Origin of the sequence: Phenylobacterium sp. LjRoot97, assembly GCF_964254345.1 — a bacterium.
In the GTDB taxonomy this organism is placed as follows: Bacteria; Pseudomonadota; Alphaproteobacteria; order Caulobacterales; family Caulobacteraceae; genus Phenylobacterium.
In genome coordinates this window covers 3820632-3841275 of sequence record NZ_CAXUTH020000001.1, presented here as the reverse complement: position 1 = coordinate 3841275, position 20644 = coordinate 3820632, and the positions used below count along the sequence as shown (strand labels likewise).

The following is a 20644-nucleotide window of genomic DNA, read 5'->3' as shown; positions in this document are numbered from 1 at the left end:
GGCTGGCGGCGGCGAAGGAGGCGCAGCCATGCGGAACACGCTGAGGCGCGGTGCGATATTGGTCCTGATGGCGCTCGGCGCGTGCGCGCCGAAGCTGGCCGAGCCGCCGCCGGCCCGAGCCGTGGGCATGGCCAATCCGGCGTCCGTCCACTGCGGAGCCTTGGGCGGCGTCAGCGAGATCCGCGAGGGGCCTGGCGGCCAGTACGGCATGTGCCGGCTGCCGGACGGCAAGGTCTGCGAAGAATGGGCGCTCTATCGCGACAAGGTCTGTCAGCCGGCGACGTGATCGCGCGACGACAGGCGCACCTTGCCGCGCGGCGTGTCGAGTTCGGCGCTGATCTCGGCCGGGCCGGCCTCGACCTTCGCGTCGACCTCCAGCCGCTCCAGCAGCGGGCCGAGGCTCCAGGCTTCCGGATGGCGCAAGGTGAGGCCGGTCAGGCGGCAGCCCTGGTCGGCTTCCTCCGAAGGGTGCGGGCTGTCGCCCCAGTCGATGAAGAACGGCGCCAGCGGGCCATAGGCGTGGCCGGCCGGGATCAGCAGCCGCCAGCGGACCAGCCGCCCGGTCGGCAGCCGTCGCGACATCGGGATGATGCCGGCGTGCGGCAGGCCGGCCTGTTCCAGCTTCACCGCGACGCGGTCGAGCCGGTCGGTGGCGACGGCGAAGGTGTGCAGGGTCGGGGCGGCCAAGCTCGCCAGCTGCGACGCGGCGCCCGGCTGCGTCGCCTGGGCCGGGTCGGGGGCCAGGATCTCCAGATAGCTGCCGGCGCCGAGGCCGATCACGGCGTTGCGGGTGCCGGCGCCGGGATGGGCGCCGCCGGGGCTCGCCTTGGCCCCGGTGCGCGCCTGCAGGTCGCTGATCGCGCCGTCGAGGTCCGGCGCAGCCCACACCAGGTGGTCGATGCGCGCCATCAGGACGCGCGCCGGCGGAAGGCGAGCACGTTGTCTTCGGCGCCGCCGAGCGTCTCGGGCGGACGGGCCGCCTCGATGGTCGGCAGCCGCAGCACGTAGCCGCTCATCGACAGCGCCTGGGCCACCAGGCAGGCGGCGGCCGGGAAGGGCGCGCGGGGCGCGTCGGCCAGCAGCCAGGCCAGGTGCGCGTCAAGCCGGGCGTAGTCCTCGGCCTGGGCGGCGGCGAACAGGGCCAGCACCGATTGCTCGTCGCGGGTCAGGCGATAGGAGCCGGGCGCGGCCAGGGTGATTTTACGTCGCCCGCAGAGGCCGAGCTCACGGACGAACACGGTCAGGGCGGTGAGCGCTTCGATCCCCAGCGGGCCGCAACTCTCCTCGAACTGCCGGCGCACCAGGTGGCAGTCGCCGGCCCCGAAGGCCGCGGCGCGGAACGCCCATAGCAACATGTGCTCGCCGTGGGACAGGTCGCAGAGGCGGGCGTGGTCGTCCGGCCGGTGAGCGTGCTGAGGCATGGGGTGGGCTCCTTGGGCTCCCACGAGCGTATTGCTACTGATAATGACTCGCAACAATCATTTTTCGACCCTGGTGATTTCGCCGCGGCCGGACGCTTGACGTCGCAGGCCGCCGGCCGCCCAATGGTTCAAACAAGCGTTTGGGAGGCCATCATGATCAAGACGCGGATCACTGAGATGCTCGGGATCGAGTACCCCATCGTCCAGGCGCCAATGGGCTGGATCGCCCGCAGCCAGCTCGCCTCGGCGGTGTCCAACGCCGGCGGCCTCGGGATCATCGAGACCTCGTCCGGCGAGCTCGACGCCGTGCGCGAGGAAGTCCGCAGGATGCGTGACCTCACCGACAAGCCGTTCGGGGTGAACATCGCCCAGGCCTTCGTCCGCGACCCTGACATCGTCTCCTTCGTGGTCGACCAGGGCGTGAAATTCGTCACCACTTCGGCCGGAGATCCCAACAAGTACTGCTCGGCGCTGAAGGAGGCGGGGCTGACGGTCTTCCATGTGGTGCCCTCGCTGGGGGCGGCGCTGAAGGCGATCGAGGCCGGCGTCGACGGGCTGGTGGTCGAGGGCGGCGAGGGCGGCGGGTTCAAGAACGCGCGCGACGTCTCGACCATGGTCCTGCTGCCGCTGGTCTGCTCGAAGGTGAACGTGCCGGTGATCGCCGCCGGCGGGATCACCGACGGCCGCTCGATGGCCGCGGCCTTCGCGCTGGGGGCCGAGGGCGTGCAGATGGGCACCCGCATGGTCTCGGCCGCCGAGAGCCCGGTGCACCAGAACTGGAAGGACGCGATCGTCGGCGCCAAGGAGACCGACACCGTGTTCCTCAATCGCTTCGGTCCGGGGCCGGCGCTGCGGGCGCTGCGCACCGAGAAGACTGGAACCTACGAGCGCGAGGGCGGCGAGGGCGTGATGGCCGAGTTCGCGCACGCCAAGGAGATGTATTTCGGCGGCGACCTCGAAAAGTCGATCCCGCTGACCGGCCAGGTCGCCGGCCGCATCGACGCGGTCAAGCCGGTGGCCCAGGTTCTCGCCGAGACGGTCGCCGAATTCGAGGAGACCGTGAAGACGATGGGCCGGCGCTGGGGCTAGGCGGCTGCGCTCACCGGGCGAAAGCTCTCCTCGTCGAACAGCGCGTCCCAGTCGGCCCAGCTGTCGGCGGCGTCGCGCAGGCGCGCGTCGTCGCGGACAGTGTGGACCTGACCCTCGGCCTCGTCCCAGATCACCGTCAGGTCGGCCAGTCGCCAGGCGTCTTCACCCAGCTTGCCCTGGGCCTGCAGCTGCTCGATCATGTCGGCCGACAGGCGCAGCTTCAGGCGCTGGCCGGACATCCGCACCGCCACGTCGGCGTGGGTAATGACCTCGTCGATCATCTGCGCGCTCGCCGGCGCCATGGGGCGGCGGGCGGCGAACAGGAACATCGGGTCGGCATAGGAGCGGCGGAACGGGGTCACTCGGGCGGCGCTGGGCATCGGGAAGTCCTTTCCTCTCGGCAGGTTCTTGTTAAAGTGCCGATGCGTCAGAAGCGGACGTAGTGTTGTTCTGGAAAAGTTCTCATGCGTCATGAGAAGGCCGCCCGCCTGCTCGAACTGGCCCGGATGCTGGCGTCGTCCGCCGAGGGCCTGACCCTCGACGAGATGGCCGAGCGCCTCGATGTCGGGCGCCGCACGGCCGAGCGAATGCGCGACGCGGTCCGCGAAGCGTTTCCGCAGATGGAAGAGGTCGAGGACCCGCCCACCCGCCGGTTTCGCATCCCGGCCGGCCTGGACGGCATCTTCCAGGCTCCCAACGCCGACGAGTTCGCCGCGCTGCGCGCCGCCGCAGAGCAGTTCAAGGCCGCCGGCGCGCGAGCCCGGGCCGGCGCCTTGTTGTCGCTGGAGCAGAAGGTGCTGTCGGCGATCCGCGCCGGCGCCCGCCGCAAGCTCGCCCCCGACCTCGAAGCGCTGCTCGAGGCTGAGACCATGGCGATCCACGCCGGTCCGCGTCCGTTCGAAGACGAGGAGGTGCTGGGCGCCGTGCGCGAGGCGATCATCTCGCTGCGCCGCCTGCGGCTTCGCTACGAGGGCGGCTCCTCGCCGGGCCGGGTGCGCGAGATCACTCCCTTCGGCCTGCTGTTCGGCCGCTCCAACTATCTGGTCGGCGGCGAGGGGGATTCGCCGGAGCCGCGCACCTGGCGCCTCGACCGCATCCGCGACATCGAGGTCTCTGACATCACCGGTTCACGCCCGGCGGGTTTCTCGCTGCAGGCGTTCATGAACCGCAGCTTCGGCATCTACCAGGACGAGGTCGAGGAGGTGGTGCTGCGGATCCTGCCGCACGGCGCCGAGGAGGCGATGGGCTGGCGCTTCCACCCGACCCAGGCGATCGAGCCGCAGGACGGCGGCTCGGTGATCGTGCGCTTCACCGCCGGCGGCATGCGCGAACTGGCCTGGCACCTGTTCACCTGGGGCGACAAGGTGGAAATCATCGCCCCGCAGCGGCTAAGGAGCGTCATGCGCGAAGAGCTGGCCGCGGCGGCCCGGGCTCACGCCATGAAGGACAGCTGAGATGAGCGCCACCGACGGCTTCGTGCTGAACCAGACCATGCTGCGGGTGAAGGACCCGGCCAAGACCGTGCCGTTCTACCGCGACGTCCTCGGCATGACCCTGGTCGGCCGCTACGACTTCGAGGCCGGCAAGTTCTCGCTCTACTTCATGGGCTATCCGGGCGGCGAGATTCCCAGTGATCCGGCCGAGCGCGTGAAGTGGGTGTTCGAACAGCCCGCGCTGCTGGAGTTCACCCACAACTGGGGCACCGAGGGCGACGCCGACTTCGCCTATCACAACGGCAACAGCGAGCCGCGCGGCTTTGGCCACATCGGCGTCTCGGTGCCCGATGTCGACGCAGCCTGCGCCCGTTTCGAGGAACTGGGCGTCGAGTTCGTCAAACGTCCCAACGACGGCGCCATGAAGGGCATCGCCTTCATCAAGGACCCGGACGGCTACTGGATCGAAATCTTCTCCGGGGCGAACCTCAAGGGCCTGATCACCGCGGTGCGCGCGAGCTAACTGCGCGCTTCCGCGTTCTTTCCCAAGGGCCTGCACCATGGCCAGCCGCGAGAGCCGCCGATGCCGATCCTGACCCCTCGCGCCGACGGCTTGGTCGAAAGCACGACGCCGGTGCTGCTGCCCGTCATGGCCCCGCGCCTGCAGGGCGAGCTGTCGGCCCAGGGCTTCGGCGACCTGGCGCTATGGGGCGAAGGCGATCTCGGCCGGATCCGGTTCACGCCGCTGGCCGGTCCCTATGTGCACGGCCCCAACCTGCTGACTGCGCCGGGCGGCGGGATCTTCGTCGCCCAGGAAGCGCCGGTGATGGTGATCCGCGGCGTGACCTATCGCGGTTTCACGCCGGCGCGGCGCTGCGCGTCCTGGGACCGCATCCATCACCCGAAGGCCGGCGTGCGCCGCGAGAAGACCCGCCGCCGCGTCGACCTGCCTTGGGCCAACGTGCTGATCGAACAGCGCGGCGAAGACCTGGTCATTGCTGCGGGCACCGACATCGCCGAGGCCGAGCGCGCGCTGCACTTCTCGGTCGACACCATCGTCGCCGAGGCCCGGGCCTATGCCGACCACTGCGACCAGCTGCGCGAGGCCGACCCCATGCTGCGCAGCATGGTCATGCAGGGGACGCATGCGGCGCTCTCCAGCATCCGGCGCGACGAGCGCGGCCGTTTCGACGGCCTGGCCGCGGGGCTGCACTATTCGGCGCCGGCCCGCACCTACTACCGCGACGGCTACTGGACCCTGCAACTGCTGCTGAAGGCGGCTCCGGCCATGGTCCACGAGCAGATCGAGATGCTGGCGTCCGGCGTGCAGCCGGACGGCGAAGCGCCCAGCGGGGTGATCGTCTCGGGCCCCGAACAGGCCAAGGCCTGGGAAGAGCTGCGCACCACGGTGTTTGGCCTGGACTGGATCCACACGCGCTCGAACGACTGGTGGAGCGATCACTTCGACTCGCCTTTGTTCTTTGTGCTCGCGATCGGCGACTACGAGCGGACCTGCGACGACGACGGTCCGGCCGAGCGCCACTGGCCGCTGATCAAGGCGATCTTCGAGCGCTACCGCGGATTCAGCGAGCAGGGGCTGCCGGTGAAGCCGCGGCATGACCGCGACTGGGCCGACAACGTCTACCGCGGCGGCTTCGTCGCCTACGATCTCGGCCTCTGGGTCGGGACACTCGACGTGATCGCGCGGCTGGGAAAGCGGATCGATCCCGAGCTGTCGGAGCAGGCGCGAACGCTGGCCGAGCAAACCCGCCTCTCGGTCGATGCGGCGCTGTGGGGCGAGGCCGGCTGGTACGCCGACTATCACGCCCCCCCGGGCCTGGAGGACGTCGAGCCGACCCTGGAGGATCACCTCACGCTCGACAGCCTGACTCTGCTGCGCCACGACGCCGTTCCGCCGGAAAGGGCGCTGCAAGTGCTGGACGCCGTGCGCGCCCGTCTGGAGAGCCGGCACAACGCGACCCAGACCTATGGCGACTGGGGGGTCATGTGCTGCTTCCCGCCCTACAAGCACAAGGCCGACACCCGCTCGAAATCGGCCTTCGCCTACCGCTACCACAACGGCTCGGACTGGCCCTGGCTGTCGGGCATGTACGCCGAGGAGCGCCTGCGCCGCGGCCTGCCGGGCTGGCGCTATCCAATGCTGCGCTGGTGGGAGACCTGCTTGGAGCAGGGCTGGATGGGCGCGGTCGAGTATTTCGCCCCACCCTGGGGCCGCGGCTCGCTGCTGCAGGGCTGGTCGGGGATGCCGGCGGCGGCGGCGCTCAAGTATCGCGACGTGGTGCTGGCGGGCGATCCGGACGCCTGATCCTCAGCGGTCGATCGCCAAGGCGAAGTACTCGCGGTCGAACAGCCGGTAGTACAGCCAGTGCGGCACGCGGTCGGCATAGGGCTGGACGTCGGCGATGACCTTGGCCTGCGAGGCGTGGATGTCGAGCAGCCGCCGCTTGCGCCGTCCGTACGCGACGATGTTCACCGCCACGGTCGGGGCCGGCAGCCCGTCCTCGGGCGCCTTGGGATAGTTGTCGCGGAATGCGCTCACGAGCTTGAGCGCCAGGGCGACCATCGGCCTCGGCAGGGTCGCCTGATAGAGCCGCCGCACCGACGGCGCGCCGGCCTCGATGACCTCGCGCACCCAACGGCCGGTCTGGATGTGATCGGGGTGGCCATAGAACCCGACCTTCTCGTCGAAGCTGATCACCAGGCTGGGCGCGAAGCGCTCGATCAAGCCCGCGATGGCGGCCCGCGCGACCGCGGGGTCGCTGATGGTCAGGCCGCCGTCGGGGAAGTCCAACACCTCGACGCCGGCCGCGCCGAGGTGCTCGCCCGCCGCCTGCGCCTCGGCGCGCCGCACGCGGGTCAACTCCTCGCGCGTGTAACCGGTGTCCTTGGCCGCCTCGCCGGCCGTCAGGTAGACCAGGATCAGTTCCGCGCCGTCGCGGGCCATCCCGGCCAGGGCGCCGGCGCAGGTGATCTCGTCGTCGGGATGGGCCCAGATCGCCATCACCCGCCGTGGCGCGCCGTCCGCAAACAGGTCGCGGGCCACCGACACGCCGTCGTCGTTAAGTTGCTTGCGGGCGAGCCAGAAGGTCGCTCCGCCCTTCGCCGCCGCCAAAGCCGGCAGCAGCCAGATCACCGGAAGCAGGCCACCGCCTGGCCGACCCAAGCGGCCAGCGCGTCCTTCTTGTCGAGCGGGGTCGCCCCGTGGCGCACCAGGATCAGGTCAAGCTCGGGGACCAGCACCGTGAACTGGCCGTCATAGCCGTTGGCCGAGAACGAACCGTCGCCGGCGATGCCCAGCCACCAGTGCGCCCCATAGCCGAGTTCGCTGGCGCCCGGCTGCTGGTCGGTCGGGGTGCGGGCGTAGTCGACCCAGCCTTCCGGCAGCAGCCGGCGGCCGTCCCAGACGCCGTCGCGCAGATAGAGCAGGCCGAAGCGCGCGAAGTCGCGGGCGCTGGCGTAGCAGAACGACGAGCCGATGAAGGTGCCCGCCGCGTCGAACTTGGGGATCGGCGTCTTCATGCCCAGCGGGCCGAACAGGCGTTGCTGCATGAACGCCTTCAGGTCGCCGCACGCGTCGCCGGCGGCGCGTGCGACGATGTTGCTCGTGCCGCTGGCATAGGACCAGAAAGTGTCCGGCGCGTGCTCCAGCGGAAGGCCGGCTGCATAGTGCGCAACGTCGCCCTTGCCGGACTGGAACAGCATCTCGATCACGTCCGAGACGCTGCCCGGCACGTAGTCCTCGACGAACTTCAGCCCGCTCGACATGCGCAGAAGCTGATCGAGCGTGATCACGCCGCGCGGGTCGCCGTCGGCGCTCCACTCCGGAACCTTGGCCGGGGCGTGGACGTCCAGTTTTCCGTCCAGGACCAGCATCCCGACCAGCGCCTGGGTGATGCTCTTGGCCTTGGACCAGGAGGGATAGGTCGCGTCCGGACCATGGCCTTCGCCGTAGCGCTCGAAGACCAGCTTGCCGCCCTGGACGATGGCCAGGGCGTGGGTTTCGCCGACGCTGTCGCCCTCGAAGGCCTGGGCCAGCAGTGCGTCGAACCGATCCCGCCTCAGGTCGGCGGGCAGAGCGCCCTCAGGCCAGGCCTCGGTCGGCCACGGAACGTCGGCAGGCTGGGCGGGAAGGGGGGCGAGAGCCATGCGTGTCACTCATCCAAGAACGAACAGGCCATTACCAACACCGTTCGCCGAAGAGCCGCAATCGGCTAGGCGGTCGCCAGGCGCTTCACCCGGCCCGCGGTCAGCGCCCAGAACACGGCCCCGCTCACCGCCAACGCCATCGACGCCGAGGTCAGGGCCGGGCCGCCGAAGCCGGTCAGCATCGCGCCGCCAACCGCGCCGCCCAAGGCCTGGCCCATCGAGGCGGCCGAGCCGTTCAGCGCCAGGGCCATCGGGGCGGCGGTCGGCAGCGCCTCCACCAGGCGGGTCTGCACGACCGGCATGATGGCGAACAGCGCCGTGGCGGCGATCAGGATGGCGCTGCAGACGACCGCGTAGGTGGCCGGTCCTTGCGGGGCGCCGCCCAGCAGCTCCAGCTCGTGCAGGCCAGCGCCCAGCGCCAGGGCGAGGAACGCCAGGCCCACCGCCAGGCCGCCCTTGCCGCGGTCGGCGCTGCGCCCGCCCAACCACAGGCCGACGAAACTGCCGACGCCGATGACGATCTGGAACGCCCCGACCCCCGCGCCGGTGATCCCCGTCTGCAGACGGATGATCGGGGCGATGTAGGTCGAGACGGTCATGTTGGCGCCGAAGGCCAGGAAGGTCGCCGCCCACAGCGGCAGCGCCGTGGGGATGGCCAGCTTGCCGCCCTTGATCGGCGCGGGGGCTTCGACCCTAGGTGTCGCCAGCGCCACCGCGACGAATGAGATCAGCGAGAGCAGCGCCGACAGCGCAAAGGTCGCGCGCCAACCAAACGCCGCGCCCACGACGCTGCCCAGCGGGATGCCCAGCAAGAATGCGATAGTCATCCCACCCATCACTGTGGCCATGGCCGATCCGCGCCGCTCGGGCGGAACCAGGCTGGCGGCCATGGTCGAGGCGGCCGGTCCCGCCAGCGCAGCAATGGCGCCCAGCGAGGCGCGCAACACCAGCAGTTGGGTGAAGTTGGCCGCGACCATGCAGACCAGGCTCAGCGCCACGGCCAGACCGAGCGCGCTCAGCAGCACGCCCTTGCGTTCCCGCTGGCCCAGCAGCATCGCCAGCGGCGGCCCGGCCAAGGCCGAGGTCAGCACATAGGCTGTCTGAAGTTGGCCCGCCGCCCCGGTCGAAACGCCCAGGTCGGCGGCCATGCTCTCGAGCAGGCCGGCGAAGATGAAGGCGCTGGATCCGAACGAGAACGTCGAAAGCGCCAGAACGAAGACACGTGGGTTCATGCCGCCCGAGCTTCAGCGCCGATCTCGCTCACGTCGACCGAGTTCTTCTCGTCGCCGCGTGAGAGAAGCAGATAGGTCACCGGCGTCGCGACCCGGCTGAGGAAGGTCGAGGTGATCAGCCCGCCGATGATGGCGATGGCCAGCGGCGAGTAGAGGCCCGAGCCTTCGAGCGCGAGCGGCAGCAGGCCGCCGATCGCGGTCACCGAGGTCAGCAGCACCGGCAGGAAGCGGACCTCGCCGGCCTTTTCGATCGCCTCGCGCAGGCCCATGCCGCCCTTGCGCAGCTGCTCGGTGAAGTCGACCAGCAGGATCGAGTTCTTGATCTCGATGCCGATGAGCGCGATCAGCCCGATGGTGGCGGTGAACGACAGCGAGTGGCCGGTCAGCCACAGCGCCGCCACCGCGCCGAACAGGCCAAGCGGGATCACGCCCGCCACCACCAGCGCCGTGCGGAACTTGCCGAACTCCAGCACCAGGATGGCGAGGATGCCGAACACCGCGACCAGGATCGCCGCGCCGAGGCCGGCGAAGCTCTCGGACTGGGCCTCGGCCTGGCCGCCGAGCGACAGGCTGTAGCCGGCCGGCATCGGCAGCTCCTTGGCCAGCCGCGCCTCGACGTCGGCGGTGACGTTCGACGTCAGCGCCCCGGTGCGGACCTGCGAGGTGACCGTGACGGTGCGCTCGCGGTCGTAACGGGTGATCAGCGCCGGGCTGGAGCGGAAGGTGGGCTGGGCCACGGCCGCCAGCGGCGCGGCCTGGCCGCCGGCCGTTGGCACGTGGATCTGCGACAGGGCCGAGAGCTCGTTGCGCTCGCCCATCGGCAGGCGCACGCGCACCGGATAGTCGTCGCCGTCCGGATCGCGGTAGCGGGCCGCGTCCTCGCCCGACAGCGCCAGCCGCGCCGTGCGCCGCGCTGCGCCGGCCGGCATGCCCAGCGCCGCGGCCTTGGCTTCGTCGAGGCCAAGGTCGATGTCGGTGCGATCGAGCCGCAGCGGGTTTTCGACGTCGCGGGTCCCGGGCGTCGTCTTCATGATCTGCTCGGCGCGGGCGGCCAGCGCCTTCAGGACGTCGAGGTTCTCCCCGGTGATGCGGATGGCGACGGGCGCTTCGATCGGCGGGCCGTTCTCGAAGGTGACGATGCTGATCCGCGCGCCGGGATAGCGGGCGAAGTCGGCGCGCAAGGCGTCGAGCACCTGCTCGCTCTTGCCGGGCTCCCAGGCCTTCAGGCTGGCGAACACCTCGCCGTAGCTGGCCTGGGTCTGGCGTTGCTGCTGGTTGTAGAAGATCTGCGGGTTGCCGCGGCCGAGATTGGCGGCGGTCCAGGCGATCTGCGGCGTCGCCTTCAGCCGCGCCTCGACATGACGCAGCGCCTGGTCGGTCTTGGCCATCGACGAGCCGTCGGCGGTCTCGACCCGCACCAGGAACTGCGGAGTCTCGGCAGGCGGGAACAGGCTGGAGCCGATGGCGCCGAGCAGCGGCACGGTGGTGGCGCAGATCGCGCCGATGATCGCGATGGCGACCCACGGGCGGGCCAGGGCGCGGTGCAGCACCGGGGTGTAGAAGCGGTGGATGGCGCCGTTTACCGCCCGCAGGATGGCGTTGCCCTCGGGCTCCTCGTGGCGCGACAGCATGCGGCTGGCGAGGAACGGGATGATGGTCAGCGCCACCACCAGCGAGGCGCCGACCGTCGCCAGCACCGTCACCGGCAGCGAGCGGATATAGGCGCCCGACCCGCCTGGCAGGGCCAGCAGCGGCAGGAAGGCGAACATCAGCGTCGCCGTGCAGCCGATCACCGCCAGGGTGATCTGCCGCGTCCCGTTGATCGCCGCATCGAGCCGGCTGGCGCCCTCGCGCAGATGGCGGGCGATGTTCTCGGTGACCACGATGCTGTCGTCGACCAGCAGGCCCAGCGACAGCACGAAGCCGGCGATGGCCAGCTGATTGACCGTGAAGCCCAGCGCCTGCAGCACCGACAGCCCGATCAACAGCGACAGCGGGATCGAGAGCATCACCACCCCGCCGGCCCGCAGGCCGAGCGGCAGCAGCGTCACCATCACCAGGGCCAGCGCCAGGCCGAAGTCGCGGAACAGCCGCGACAGCCGGTGGGCGACATTGTCGGCCTGCACGAACCCCCGCTCCAGCTTCACGCCGGCCGGCAGGGTCTTCTCGAAGGCGTCCAGGGTCTGTTCGACGCCCTTGGTGACCTTGGCGACGTCGGCGCCGTCCTTCTGGGCGACGGTCACGAACACCGCGCGCTGGCCGTTGAAGCGCGTCAGGTGGTCGGCTTCCTGCTGGGCCCAGCTCACCTGGGCGACGTCTTTGACCCGCACGACCTGGCCGTCGATCGCCCGCACCGGAGTGTCGGCGACGGCCTGGAGGTCGCGGAAGGCGCCGCCGGCCTTGACGTTGAAGCGCCGCTCGCCGGCGTGGGCGGCCCCGACCGGCGTCTCGGCGCCGGCTGCGCGCAGGGCGTCGGCGACCGCCGTCGGCGGCAACTGCATCGCCGCCAGCTTCGGCAGGTCGATCGCCACCCGCACCTCGGACGGCGGCGCGCCCCAGTAGCGCGCCTCGCGTACGCCGGGGGTGCGGTCCAGCCGCTCGCGCAGGGTATCGGCCAGCTTCTCCAGCCGCCGCATCGGCAGATGCTCGCTGACCAGCGCGACCTGGACGATGGCGACCTCGGTGGTGCGCGCGCGGCGCACTTCGAGCTGGGCCAGGCCGGGCGGCAGGTTCGGGCGCAGGGCGTTCACCTCGCGCACGACCTCGTCGTACTTGCGCTCGGTGTTGACGCTCCAGTCGAACTCGACGCTGACGATGGCCGCGCCGTCGAGGCTGGTCGAGGCGATCTTGTTGACGTCGTCAAGGCCGTCGAGGGCGTCCTCGATCGGGTCGGCGACCAGCTGCTCCATCTCGGCCGGCTCGGCGCCTGGCAGCACGGCGCGGACGATCACCACGGGGATCGGGAAGTGCGGGTCCTCGGACCGCGGCGTGGTCATCAGGGCGTTGAGCCCCAGCATGGCCAGCAGGGCGAAGGCGACCAGCGTGAACTGCCAGTTACGGACCGCGAAGGCGGCGACGTCGAACCTCATCGGCCTACTTCCCCGCCGAGACCAGGTTCAGCTGTTTGGGATCGACGACCTGCACCTTCTCGCCGTCGTCGATGAAGCCGGCGCCGGCGGTGATCACCCGCGCCCCGGCCGGCAGGCCGGAGACGAGGGCGTCGTCGCCGTCGAAGCCGCCGAAGCTGACCGGCCGGCGACGGGCGACGTCCTTGTCGACCACGAAGACGAAGGCGCGCTGGCCGTCGGCCTCCAGGATCGCCTCGGCCGGGACGCGCGCCATCGGCGTGGTCGGCGCCGCGCCGACGGTGATGTCGGCGGTGGCGATCTGGCCCGAACGCAGCGGATGGGCGCCCAGCAGCTCGATCTCGACGTCGACGGCGCCGGTCTGCGGCCCGGCCCGCTCACCCACCCGGCTGACACGACCGGGCACGACGGCGGGGAGACCGTCGATGCGGACGCTGGCGCTCTGGCCGACACGGACGCGGATCACGTCGCGATCGGCCAGGGGCGCGCGCAGGGTGAGCGGACTGGATTCGTCGGCGATGCGCAGCACCGCCTGTCCCGGTTGGACGACCTCGCCAGCCTGGGCCGTGCGCTGCAGCACCACGCCGCCGGCTGGCGAAACCAACTGGGCCCAGCGGCGGTCGAAGGCCGCCGACCCGGCGCGGGCCTGGGCGGCGCGCAGCGCGCTCTTGCGGTCGTCCAGCCGCTGGACCGAGATGAAGCCCTTGTCGAACAGCGCCTGGTCGCGGGCCAGGTCGCGGCGGGCGCGTTCGACCTCGACGTCGGCCTGGGTCTGGGCGGCTGCGACGCCGGCGGGATCGAGGCTGGCCAGCACCTGGCCGGCCCGGACCACGTCGCCGTCGTCGACGTTCAGGGCGGTGATCACCCCGCCGATGCGGAATGACAGCGTCATTTCCCGGCGCCGCTCCAGCGGGCCGGTGGCGGTGAGGGTCGCCCCGTCCGAGGGGCTGCGCACGGCGACCGCCTCGACCGCCGCGGGCGGCGGCGCGTCGGCGGTCTTCGGCGCCTTCGAGCAGGCGGTGGCGGCGGCCAGGCTGGCGGCCGCCGCCACTCCGGCGCGCACGAGGCGTGGTCTCACAAAACGCCTGATACGCACCGGTGTCTCCAATTATCAATCAGTGATAGGTGATCAGTGATCGATAATGTGCGATTGTCAAGCGACAGGGGCTTATGACAGGCATGCAGGAATGAATGCGCCGAGCTCACGTTCGCCACGCAAGGCGAAGGGCCAGGGGGCCGAACGCCGCGAGGAGATACTCGCGGCGGCGCTGAAGCTGTTCACCGAATTCGGCATCTACGCCGTCTCGACGCGGCAGATCGCCCAGGTCGTCGGCATCTCCCAGCCGACGCTCTACGCCTACTTTCCGACCAAGGACGATATCGGCCACGAGCTGCAGGACCGCGCCTTCGCGCTGCTGGCCGACAAGCTGGCGGTGGGGGACCACGGTCAGATCGACAACCTCGACGGTGTCGTCCGGATGCTGCGCATCTATGTCGACTTCGGACTTGAGAACCCGGACATGTACCGCATCGCCTTCATGTCCGAGGGCCAGCATGTCGGCAAGTTGCGGCACGAGCCGAAGGACCTGGCCACCCTGCCGGCGGTGCAGGCGACCTACGGCGTGCTCCGCGGCGAACTGGCCAAGCTCCACGCCCGCGGGCTGACCATCGACCTCGACATCGAGACCCTGACCCAGTGCGCCTGGTCGGGGATGCACGGTCTGGTGTCCCTGTTGATCGCCAAACCGGGCTTTCCGTGGTCTGAGCGCGAGCACCTGATCGCCAGCCAGCTGCGCGTCATCGCCCGCGGCCTCTGGCGCGACGGCTGATCAGACGGGCGGCGCGGTCTCCAGCCTCGGGACGCCGTCGAGCTCGAGGCGGATCTGCCCGCGACCGGGCCGCGCCAGCCGGATCGGCGCGCCCTTCTCCTCCAGGCGCCTGCGCAGCAGGATCAGCCGGGTCTCCAGGTTGTCCTTCAGCCCAGGCAGGCGGAGAGAGGCCTCGAGCCGGATCTCGCGATTGGTGAAGTCGCGCCGGCCGGTGTCGGCGAACACCGTCAGCAGATGGAACAGCAGCCGGCCGGGCACCCCCTTGATCAGGTAGGCGTCGTCGAGGAACAGGCTGTCGTCATGGGCGAAGTACTTGACCCGGATCTCGCCTTCGGCCCCAGCCGGTTCGTGTCGGGTCGTCGCGGCCTCGGCCTCGCGGGCCTCCAGCTCGGCCAGGCGCAGGCTGGCCGCCAGTTGGCCGCCGATCAGCATCAGCGCCTCCTCGTCATCGGGTCCGAACCAGAAGCGCTGGGAGGACTCGGCGAACAGCACCCCGTGCACCTTTCCCCGGCTGACCATCGGCGCGGCGAGCTGGCTCTGCGGTTCGTCCAGGCCGGGCAGGGGAACCGATCGCTCGATGCCGAGCGCCGCGCCGGCCGTCACCGCCGCCGCCATCCTTCGACCGCGGCTCATGTCGCTGAGCCGGATGGCTTGCCCGCTGGCCGCGGCGATGCCGATGGCGCCCTCGCCCAGCGCCACTTCGGACCCCGCGCCGCCCTGCGCGTAGCCTCGACTGGCGAGGGTGGCGAGGCGGCCGTCATGGTCGTCGAGCATCAGCAGCATGGCGTTGGCGAAGCCGAATGCGGCGACCAACCCGTCGAGCGCTGCATCGACCATCGCCTCGGCGTCCGCCTGCGCGGCGATGGCCGCCGCGACCCGGGCGGCCAGGGCCAGGCGATCCTGCGCCGTCGGCGACGGGACCGTCTCGGCCAGCATCGGCGGTCCCAGGATCGCCCGACATTCGCTGACCCAGTAGAGCTCGGCGCTGCGCAGCACCATCGCGTCGCCGACGCCGTGCTGGGAACTGATCGCGGTCAGCTGGGCCGACATCTTGTCGAACACCGGCCCCTCGGCCAGCGAGGCCCGGTGCTCGACGTCCAATGCGAATTGCGCGCCCGTCCGGCCGCTGACCACCAGCACATGCGCCCGACCGGTCGCCGCGACGTTGGCGGCGGTCTTGGAGAAGAACTGGTTCGACAGCGCCACGTGCTCGGCGTCCACCAGATAGACCTGCGACAGGTACGAGACGTTCGGCTGCCCGGCCGCATCCAGGGTGGCGATAACCGAGGGGATCACCCCTTCGAAGCAGTCGCGGATGCTGGCGAGGGGCGTCTTCACGCGCCGTGATCCGGAAGGCGCTCGCCCGCATGCGGCCCGGGCGTCTGGCGGAAGGCCATGCTCGGCGCCAGGCGCAGGGTGACGAGATCGCTGCGTCCCAGCCAGTGGGCCATCTGCTGGGGCTGCACGCCCAGGCCGGTCAGCGCCTGCGAGACCTGCGCCACATAGCGTTCGGCGGCGGCGATGTCCTCGGCGCCGGAGGGCGCGATCGAGATCAGCTCGCCCTTCAACTGGAACGTCCGATAGGTGTCGGGGCGGACGAAGGTGAAGGCCAGCGGCGAACCGGGGCGCAGACCGCTCAGGGCCTCACCCCACTGGGCGGCGGGCGTGAAGATGTCGACCGTCGCGCCGTCCGGTGCGGGACGCGCGCCCAGCGCCCGGCCCAAGGCCGGCAGGCCCGCGGCGCTCCTGGCCGCGAACACCATCATCACCGGTTCCCGCAGCAGGGCCGTCAGTTCCGCGTCGATCACAGCAGTTCCCCTGCCGCAAAGCTAACCCGATAGCGTTGTTTTAGGAACGCCGTTCGCTGCTTAGGAACTATTTAGGATGAGCCGCCTGGAGGCCGGGCGTAGGGACCGCGTCAACGCCATCGCGCCGCCGTCGGGCGGCCCAGCCAAGAGACGCAACATGACCAGCACGGACCTCCTCGCCCTCTCGGCCGCGCGCCGCTGGGACATCTACGGCCCTGTCCACAAAGGCCTGCGCCTGGCGCACGGGGCCATGGCTGCGCGGCTGGGTTCGGCCGACTTCTCCGCCGACGTGCGGCCTCTGCTCGCCGACCTGAGGGCCCATCTGGACATCGGCGCCCAGCACCTGGCGCACGAGGAACTGCACATTCACACGGCGTTGGCGGCCCGCGCGCCGGACGCCGTGGCGGCGCTCGACGACCAGCACGAACATCACCGCGCCCGCTTTGCGGCGCTCGACGCGGCCATCAAGCGGCTCGAGCACGGCGACGCCGCCGATCGCCCCGGTCTTGGCCGGGTCCTCTATCTGGAGTTCAGCGCCTTCGTCGCCGAGGATCTGCTGCACATGCTGCACGAGGAAACGGTGATCTGGCCGCTGCTCTGCGCCCAGTTCGACGACGACGAACTGATGGCGATGGAACAGGCGATCATCGCCTCGCTGTCGCCGCAGGAGACGATCGACACGATGCGCATCATGCTGCCGGCGATGAACCCGGCCGAGCGCGCCGGCCTGCTCACGGGCATGAAGGCGGGCGCGCCGCCGGAGGCCTACGCGGCGGTCATCGACCTTGCGGCCCGCCCGACCCTGCCGCGCGCGGACTTCGCCGAATTGGAGCGGCTGGGCCTGGCCGCCTGAAGCCGAGCTTCCCTCGCCGACACATCCGCGCAACAAATGCTGCGCTCCATGGGCCGGACAAAAAGGGAGGTGACGCCATGTGCGACGACGATATCCACCAGGGTCTGATCGAGGATCCCACCGTTTCGCGCCGGACGTTCGGCCTGATGACCGTGGCGGCGGCCGGCCTGACCGCCGCCAACGCGCACGCGGCGGTTCCGGTCGTCGAGAAGGACGTCGAGATCAAGACCCCGGACGGTGTCGCCGACGCCGCGCTCTACTATCCGGAGGGCAAGGGCTCGTGGCCCGCGGTGGTGCTGTGGCCTGACGTGGTCAGCCTGCGGCCGGTGTTCCGCGAGATGGGCAAGCGCCTGGCCTCGTCGGGCTACGTGGTGCTGGTTCCCAACCTCTACTACCGGGTCAAGAAGGCCCCGGTGGTCGACGGCGCCTTCAACTTCGCCAACGCCGACGACCGGGCCAAGCTCGCGCCGCTGCGCGCCAGCGTGACGCCGGAAGGCACCGATCGCGACGCCGTCGCCTATCTCGCCTTCCTCGACGCCCTGCCGCAGACCGACAAAAAGAAGAAGGTCGGCACGCAAGGCTACTGCATGGGCGGGCCGCTGGCCTTCCGCACCGCCGGCGCGGTCCCGAACCGGGTCGGCGCGGTGGCCAGTTTCCACGGCGGGGGCCTCTTCACCGACGCGCCGACCAGCCCGCACCTGGTGCTGCCCAAGACGCATGCCGAGTACATGGTCCTGGTCGCCGACAACGACGACAAGCAGGACCCGGCGGCCAAGGAAAAGCTCAAGGGCGCGCTCGACGCGGCCAAGCTGAAGAGCCGGGTGGAGGTCTACGAAGGCGCCGCCCACGGTTGGACCGTCAAGGGCAGCCAAGTCTACAACGAGCCGGCTGCCGAAAAGGCCTGGGCCGAACTGCTCGACCTCTACAAGCGCGCGCTCTAGGCGCCTGCGGTCGGCGGCGCGTCCGCCGACCGCTCCCGCCGCGCCTAGAGCCGCGCGGCGTGCCAGGCGACGTGGTCGCCGACGAAGCTGGTGATGAAGAAGTAGGAGTGGTCGTAGCCCTCCTGCATGCGCAGGGTCAGGCTCGCGCCGCCCTCTGCCGCCGCCGCCTGCAGCAGTTCGGGCTTCAACTGCTCGGCCAGGAAGGTGTCGCCGCCGCCCTGGTCGACCAGGATCTCGCGGCCGCGCGCCTTGCCGGCGGCGATCAGTAGGGCGCTGTCGTGCGCGGCCCAGGCGGCCTCGTCCGCGCCGAGATAGGCGCCCAGCGCCTTCTGGCCCCACGGGCAGCGGGTCGGGGAGGCGATCGGCGCGAAGGCCGAGACCGTCTTGAACAGCTGGGGATGGCGCAGGGCCAGGGTCAGGGCGCCATGGCCGCCCATCGAGTGGCCGAAGATCCCGCGCCGCCCGCCGTCCAGCGCAAAGGCCTCCTCGGCCGCGGCGATCAGGTCGGCGACGACGTAGGTCTCCATCTTGAAGTGCGGCGCCCAGGGCGCCTGCGTGGCGTCGACATAGAAGCCGGCGCCTTGGCCGAGGTCATAGGCCGGATCGTCGGCGACGCCCTCTCCGCGGGGGCTGGTGTCGGGGGCGACGATGGCGACGCCGGCCTTGGCCGCATAGGCGTAGGCGCCGGCCTTGGTGGTGAAGTTGTCCTCGGTGCAGGTCAGGCCCGACAGCCAGATCAGATACGGAACCGGTCCGCTCGCGCCGCTCGGGACGAACACCGAGAACCGCATCGGCGTCCCCGTCGCCGCGCTCTGATGGCGGACATAGCTCAGCGTCCCGCCATGAACCTTGTGCTGCTGAAGAATTTCGACCGGCATGGGGACCTCCTGACTGACCAGGGTCTATAAGCCGACCCATGACCGAGAAGCGAGCCTCCCTGCGCCCATTGAAGCCCGCCGACATGCCGGCGGTCGCCGCGTTGCAGCTTGTCGCCTTCGAGCCGCTGTTCCACGAACCGCAGGAGATCCTGGCCAGCCGCCTGACCATCGCGCCGAACCTCTGCTGGGGCGCGTTCGAGGGCGACGAGCTGCGGGCCTACATCCTCAGCCACCCGTGGCCGGCCGCCAGTCCCCCGCCGATCGGCACGACGCTTGGTCCGCCGCCTCCGACCGACAACTGGTTCGTCCACGACCTCGCGATCGGCCCCGCCGCGCGCGGCCTGGGACTGGGCCGCGAACTGGTGGCGTCGGCGTCGGGGGCGGCTCTGGACGCCGGGCTCGTGCACGGCGATCTCGTGGCGGTGCAGGGCGCCTGGCGGTTCTGGGAAAAGCTGGGATACGTCGTGCAGGACGGCCTGGAGGAGCCGCTGCGCTCCAAGGTCGCCGGCTATGGCGACGACGCGCGCTACATGACCGCCGACATCGCCGCGCTGAAGGTCCGCTAGATCAGCGGCACGTGACTCGCGGAGTCCCGCGGCGCCAGGTCCAGCAGCCGCGGATCGTCGGCGATCTCCACCTGCCGGCGGAACGGGGTGAAGCCCGAGCGCACGTAGAAGGCCAGCGCGCCGGGATGGTCGAGCGTGCAGGTGTGCACCCAGAACCGCTTGATCGGGGCGGACCAGGCCCGCTGCACGGCGCGGTTCATCATCCAGCGTCCGGCGCCGCCGCCGACCAGTCCCGGCGACACGCCGAAGAAAGCCAGTTCGCACTCGCCCTCGGCGCGGAAGTCGAGCTCGAGGATGCCGACGCCCTCGGGCGCCTCCAGCCGGTAGACCTCGACGCCGGGCGCGCCGATCACGGCGGCCAGGTCAGCGTCGGCCATCAGCAGCCGCGAGAACCACAACCAGTCGCGACCGACCGTGGAGTACAGCGCGCGGTATTCCTCGATCCCCGGACGTTCCAGCCGACGCAGCGTCCAGGTCTCGCCGCCCGCCTCCGGGCGCAGCGGCGGCGGGGCGTGCATCTCCAGCGAGGTGACGATGGTGGCGATCTTGCCCGCCGGCACGTCGTGATAGCCGTCTGTCAGCATGGCCGTTCCTCTGCGCCGCAATTCACGCGGACCACGCCTGTGGGGCGTCGGCTTGTCAACGCACAGCGCGGGAACTACGGCCGCGCTCTTCCATTAGAGTCGGCGACGGGCAATTTGGGAGGACTGCATGTTGTCTCGGATCATCCTGGCTTCGGCCGCCCTTCTGGCGCTGGCCGTTCCGGCTTCGGCCCAGGATCGCATGGCTCCCAACGCTCAGCTGTTCTCGGCGACCAACTATGAAGGCCGCAGCCTGACCGTGGTGCGTGACATGCCGGTGATCCCGGCCACCTGGTCGGCGCGCAGCATCCGCATGGGCGGCGGCAGTTCGTGGGAGGTGTGCGAACTGCCCAACTTCCGCGGTCGCTGTACCGTGCTCACTGGCTCCAGCACCAATCTCCAGGCCCAACTCGGGGTCAGCGGCGTGCGGTCGATCCGCGCTGCGGCCACACCCCTGCCGCAGCCCGTTCCCGGCGGCGGCGGGCGCTCGCTGAAGGGCATGGCGGCCGAGTTCTTCCCCGCGCCGGAAAGCCGCGGTCGCCGCATCGAGGCCTGCAATCGCGAGGGCGGCGGCTCGGCCTGCATCACCCGCGAAGCCGACAGCTTCTGCAAGTCGATGGGCTACGTCCGTTCGAGGAACAGCGCCGCCCAGACCATCTCGGGCCGTATCTTCCTGGCCGACGTCCTCTGCAGCCGGTGGAACTGATGCGCCTTCTCTCAGCGCCGCCTCCGGCTACAGCTTCACGCCGGACGGCGCGCT

Annotated in this window: 22 protein-coding genes; 10 read left to right on the top strand and 12 right to left on the bottom strand. The window is 70.7% G+C overall.

The window, feature by feature from the left end:
- Window positions 1–28: 28 nt before the first annotated feature.
- On the top strand, window positions 29–286 hold the full coding sequence (locus tag ACSQ2H_RS19030) for a putative hemolysin (RefSeq protein WP_436062943.1): 258 nt from the start codon (window positions 29–31) through the stop codon (window positions 284–286).
- Here the strand turns inward: ACSQ2H_RS19030 and ACSQ2H_RS19025 are convergent.
- Window positions 271–909, bottom strand: coding sequence for a VOC family protein (locus ACSQ2H_RS19025; protein ID WP_436062942.1), 639 nt, complete (start codon window positions 907–909; stop codon window positions 271–273). The two genes, ACSQ2H_RS19030 and ACSQ2H_RS19025, sit on opposite strands and share 16 nt — an antisense overlap.
- Window positions 909–1421 carry a hypothetical protein gene (locus tag ACSQ2H_RS19020; protein ID WP_436062941.1) on the bottom strand — a complete coding sequence of 171 codons (513 nt, stop codon included), beginning with the start codon at window positions 1419–1421 and terminating at the stop codon, window positions 909–911. The genes ACSQ2H_RS19025 and ACSQ2H_RS19020 overlap by 1 nt, the downstream gene beginning before the upstream one ends.
- A gap of 153 nt (window positions 1422–1574) precedes the next feature.
- Between ACSQ2H_RS19020 and ACSQ2H_RS19015 the strand changes: the two genes are divergently transcribed.
- Complete coding sequence (locus tag ACSQ2H_RS19015) at window positions 1575–2510, top strand: NAD(P)H-dependent flavin oxidoreductase (RefSeq protein ID WP_436062940.1); 936 nt, start codon at window positions 1575–1577, stop codon at window positions 2508–2510.
- Here ACSQ2H_RS19015 and ACSQ2H_RS19010 read toward each other — a convergent pair.
- Window positions 2507–2890 (bottom strand): hypothetical protein, encoded by a 384-nt coding sequence (locus ACSQ2H_RS19010; protein ID WP_436062939.1) that lies wholly within the window; start codon window positions 2888–2890, stop codon window positions 2507–2509. The two genes, ACSQ2H_RS19015 and ACSQ2H_RS19010, sit on opposite strands and share 4 nt — an antisense overlap.
- 84 nt (window positions 2891–2974) lie before the next feature.
- Here ACSQ2H_RS19010 and ACSQ2H_RS19005 point away from each other — a divergent pair, with 84 nt between their 5' ends.
- From ACSQ2H_RS19005 to ACSQ2H_RS18995, 3 genes are read left to right on the top strand one after another with little or no spacing between them, the layout of a single operon-like run.
- Window positions 2975–3964 (top strand): helix-turn-helix transcriptional regulator, encoded by a 990-nt coding sequence (locus ACSQ2H_RS19005; protein WP_436062938.1) that lies wholly within the window; start codon window positions 2975–2977, stop codon window positions 3962–3964.
- Window position 3965: 1 nt separating this feature from the next.
- Window positions 3966–4466: a lactoylglutathione lyase gene (gene gloA, locus ACSQ2H_RS19000; RefSeq protein ID WP_436062937.1), complete on the top strand. Its 501-nt coding sequence runs from the start codon at window positions 3966–3968 to the stop codon at window positions 4464–4466.
- Between the two features lie 60 nt (window positions 4467–4526).
- Window positions 4527–6269, top strand: a complete 1743-nt coding sequence (locus tag ACSQ2H_RS18995) for a hypothetical protein (RefSeq protein ID WP_436062936.1) — start codon at window positions 4527–4529, stop codon at window positions 6267–6269.
- 3 nt (window positions 6270–6272) lie between these two features.
- On the opposite strand, the gene ACSQ2H_RS18990 is transcribed toward ACSQ2H_RS18995, so the two are convergent.
- The 5 genes from ACSQ2H_RS18990 to ACSQ2H_RS18970 form a co-directional block, all read right to left on the bottom strand.
- Entirely contained in the window at window positions 6273–7097 is an 825-nt protein-coding gene (locus ACSQ2H_RS18990) for a PIG-L deacetylase family protein (RefSeq protein ID WP_436062935.1), read from the bottom strand.
- Window positions 7094–8110 carry a serine hydrolase domain-containing protein gene (locus tag ACSQ2H_RS18985; RefSeq protein ID WP_436062934.1) on the bottom strand — a complete coding sequence of 339 codons (1017 nt, stop codon included), beginning with the start codon at window positions 8108–8110 and terminating at the stop codon, window positions 7094–7096. The genes ACSQ2H_RS18990 and ACSQ2H_RS18985 overlap by 4 nt, the downstream gene beginning before the upstream one ends.
- A 65-nt stretch (window positions 8111–8175) precedes the next feature.
- Complete coding sequence (locus ACSQ2H_RS18980; RefSeq protein ID WP_436062933.1) at window positions 8176–9342, bottom strand: MFS transporter; 1167 nt, start codon at window positions 9340–9342, stop codon at window positions 8176–8178.
- Window positions 9339–12431, bottom strand: a complete 3093-nt coding sequence (locus ACSQ2H_RS18975) for an efflux RND transporter permease subunit (protein ID WP_436062932.1) — start codon at window positions 12429–12431, stop codon at window positions 9339–9341. The genes ACSQ2H_RS18980 and ACSQ2H_RS18975 overlap by 4 nt, the downstream gene beginning before the upstream one ends.
- Window positions 12432–12435: 4 nt before the next feature.
- Window positions 12436–13524, bottom strand: a complete 1089-nt coding sequence (locus ACSQ2H_RS18970; protein WP_436062931.1) for an efflux RND transporter periplasmic adaptor subunit — start codon at window positions 13522–13524, stop codon at window positions 12436–12438.
- Between the two features lie 91 nt (window positions 13525–13615).
- On the opposite strand from ACSQ2H_RS18970, the gene ACSQ2H_RS18965 reads away from it, so the two are divergent.
- A complete protein-coding gene (locus tag ACSQ2H_RS18965) occupies window positions 13616–14257 on the top strand; it encodes a TetR/AcrR family transcriptional regulator (protein WP_436062930.1) in 642 nt (213 codons plus the stop codon).
- Here ACSQ2H_RS18965 and ACSQ2H_RS18960 read toward each other — a convergent pair whose 3' ends face one another.
- Together ACSQ2H_RS18960 and ACSQ2H_RS18955 are read right to left on the bottom strand one after the other, a co-directional pair.
- Window positions 14258–15595 carry a GAF domain-containing protein gene (locus ACSQ2H_RS18960; RefSeq protein WP_436062929.1) on the bottom strand — a complete coding sequence of 446 codons (1338 nt, stop codon included), beginning with the start codon at window positions 15593–15595 and terminating at the stop codon, window positions 14258–14260.
- Window positions 15592–16065, bottom strand: coding sequence for a hypothetical protein (locus ACSQ2H_RS18955; RefSeq protein WP_436062928.1), 474 nt, complete (start codon window positions 16063–16065; stop codon window positions 15592–15594). Before ACSQ2H_RS18955 ends, ACSQ2H_RS18960 begins: the two co-directional genes overlap by 4 nt.
- Before the next feature lie 157 nt (window positions 16066–16222).
- On the opposite strand from ACSQ2H_RS18955, the gene ACSQ2H_RS18950 reads away from it, so the two are divergent.
- Entirely contained in the window at window positions 16223–16918 is a 696-nt protein-coding gene (locus tag ACSQ2H_RS18950) for a hypothetical protein (protein WP_436062927.1), read from the top strand.
- A 77-nt stretch (window positions 16919–16995) separates the two neighbouring features.
- Window positions 16996–17859 (top strand): dienelactone hydrolase family protein, encoded by an 864-nt coding sequence (locus tag ACSQ2H_RS18945; RefSeq protein ID WP_436062926.1) that lies wholly within the window; start codon window positions 16996–16998, stop codon window positions 17857–17859.
- Window positions 17860–17903: 44 nt separating this feature from the next.
- Here ACSQ2H_RS18945 and fghA read toward each other — a convergent pair whose 3' ends face one another.
- Entirely contained in the window at window positions 17904–18737 is an 834-nt protein-coding gene (gene fghA, locus ACSQ2H_RS18940) for an S-formylglutathione hydrolase (RefSeq protein WP_436062925.1), read from the bottom strand.
- A gap of 38 nt (window positions 18738–18775) precedes the next feature.
- On the opposite strand from fghA, the gene ACSQ2H_RS18935 reads away from it, so the two are divergent.
- A complete protein-coding gene (locus tag ACSQ2H_RS18935) occupies window positions 18776–19303 on the top strand; it encodes a GNAT family N-acetyltransferase (RefSeq protein ID WP_436062924.1) in 528 nt (175 codons plus the stop codon).
- Here ACSQ2H_RS18935 and ACSQ2H_RS18930 read toward each other — a convergent pair.
- Window positions 19300–19887 carry a GNAT family N-acetyltransferase gene (locus tag ACSQ2H_RS18930; RefSeq protein ID WP_436062923.1) on the bottom strand — a complete coding sequence of 196 codons (588 nt, stop codon included), beginning with the start codon at window positions 19885–19887 and terminating at the stop codon, window positions 19300–19302. The genes ACSQ2H_RS18935 and ACSQ2H_RS18930 overlap by 4 nt on opposite strands.
- Before the next feature lie 127 nt (window positions 19888–20014).
- On the opposite strand from ACSQ2H_RS18930, the gene ACSQ2H_RS18925 reads away from it, so the two are divergent.
- Window positions 20015–20590 carry a beta/gamma crystallin-related protein gene (locus ACSQ2H_RS18925; protein WP_436062922.1) on the top strand — a complete coding sequence of 192 codons (576 nt, stop codon included), beginning with the start codon at window positions 20015–20017 and terminating at the stop codon, window positions 20588–20590.
- Window positions 20591–20644 lie beyond the last annotated feature (54 nt).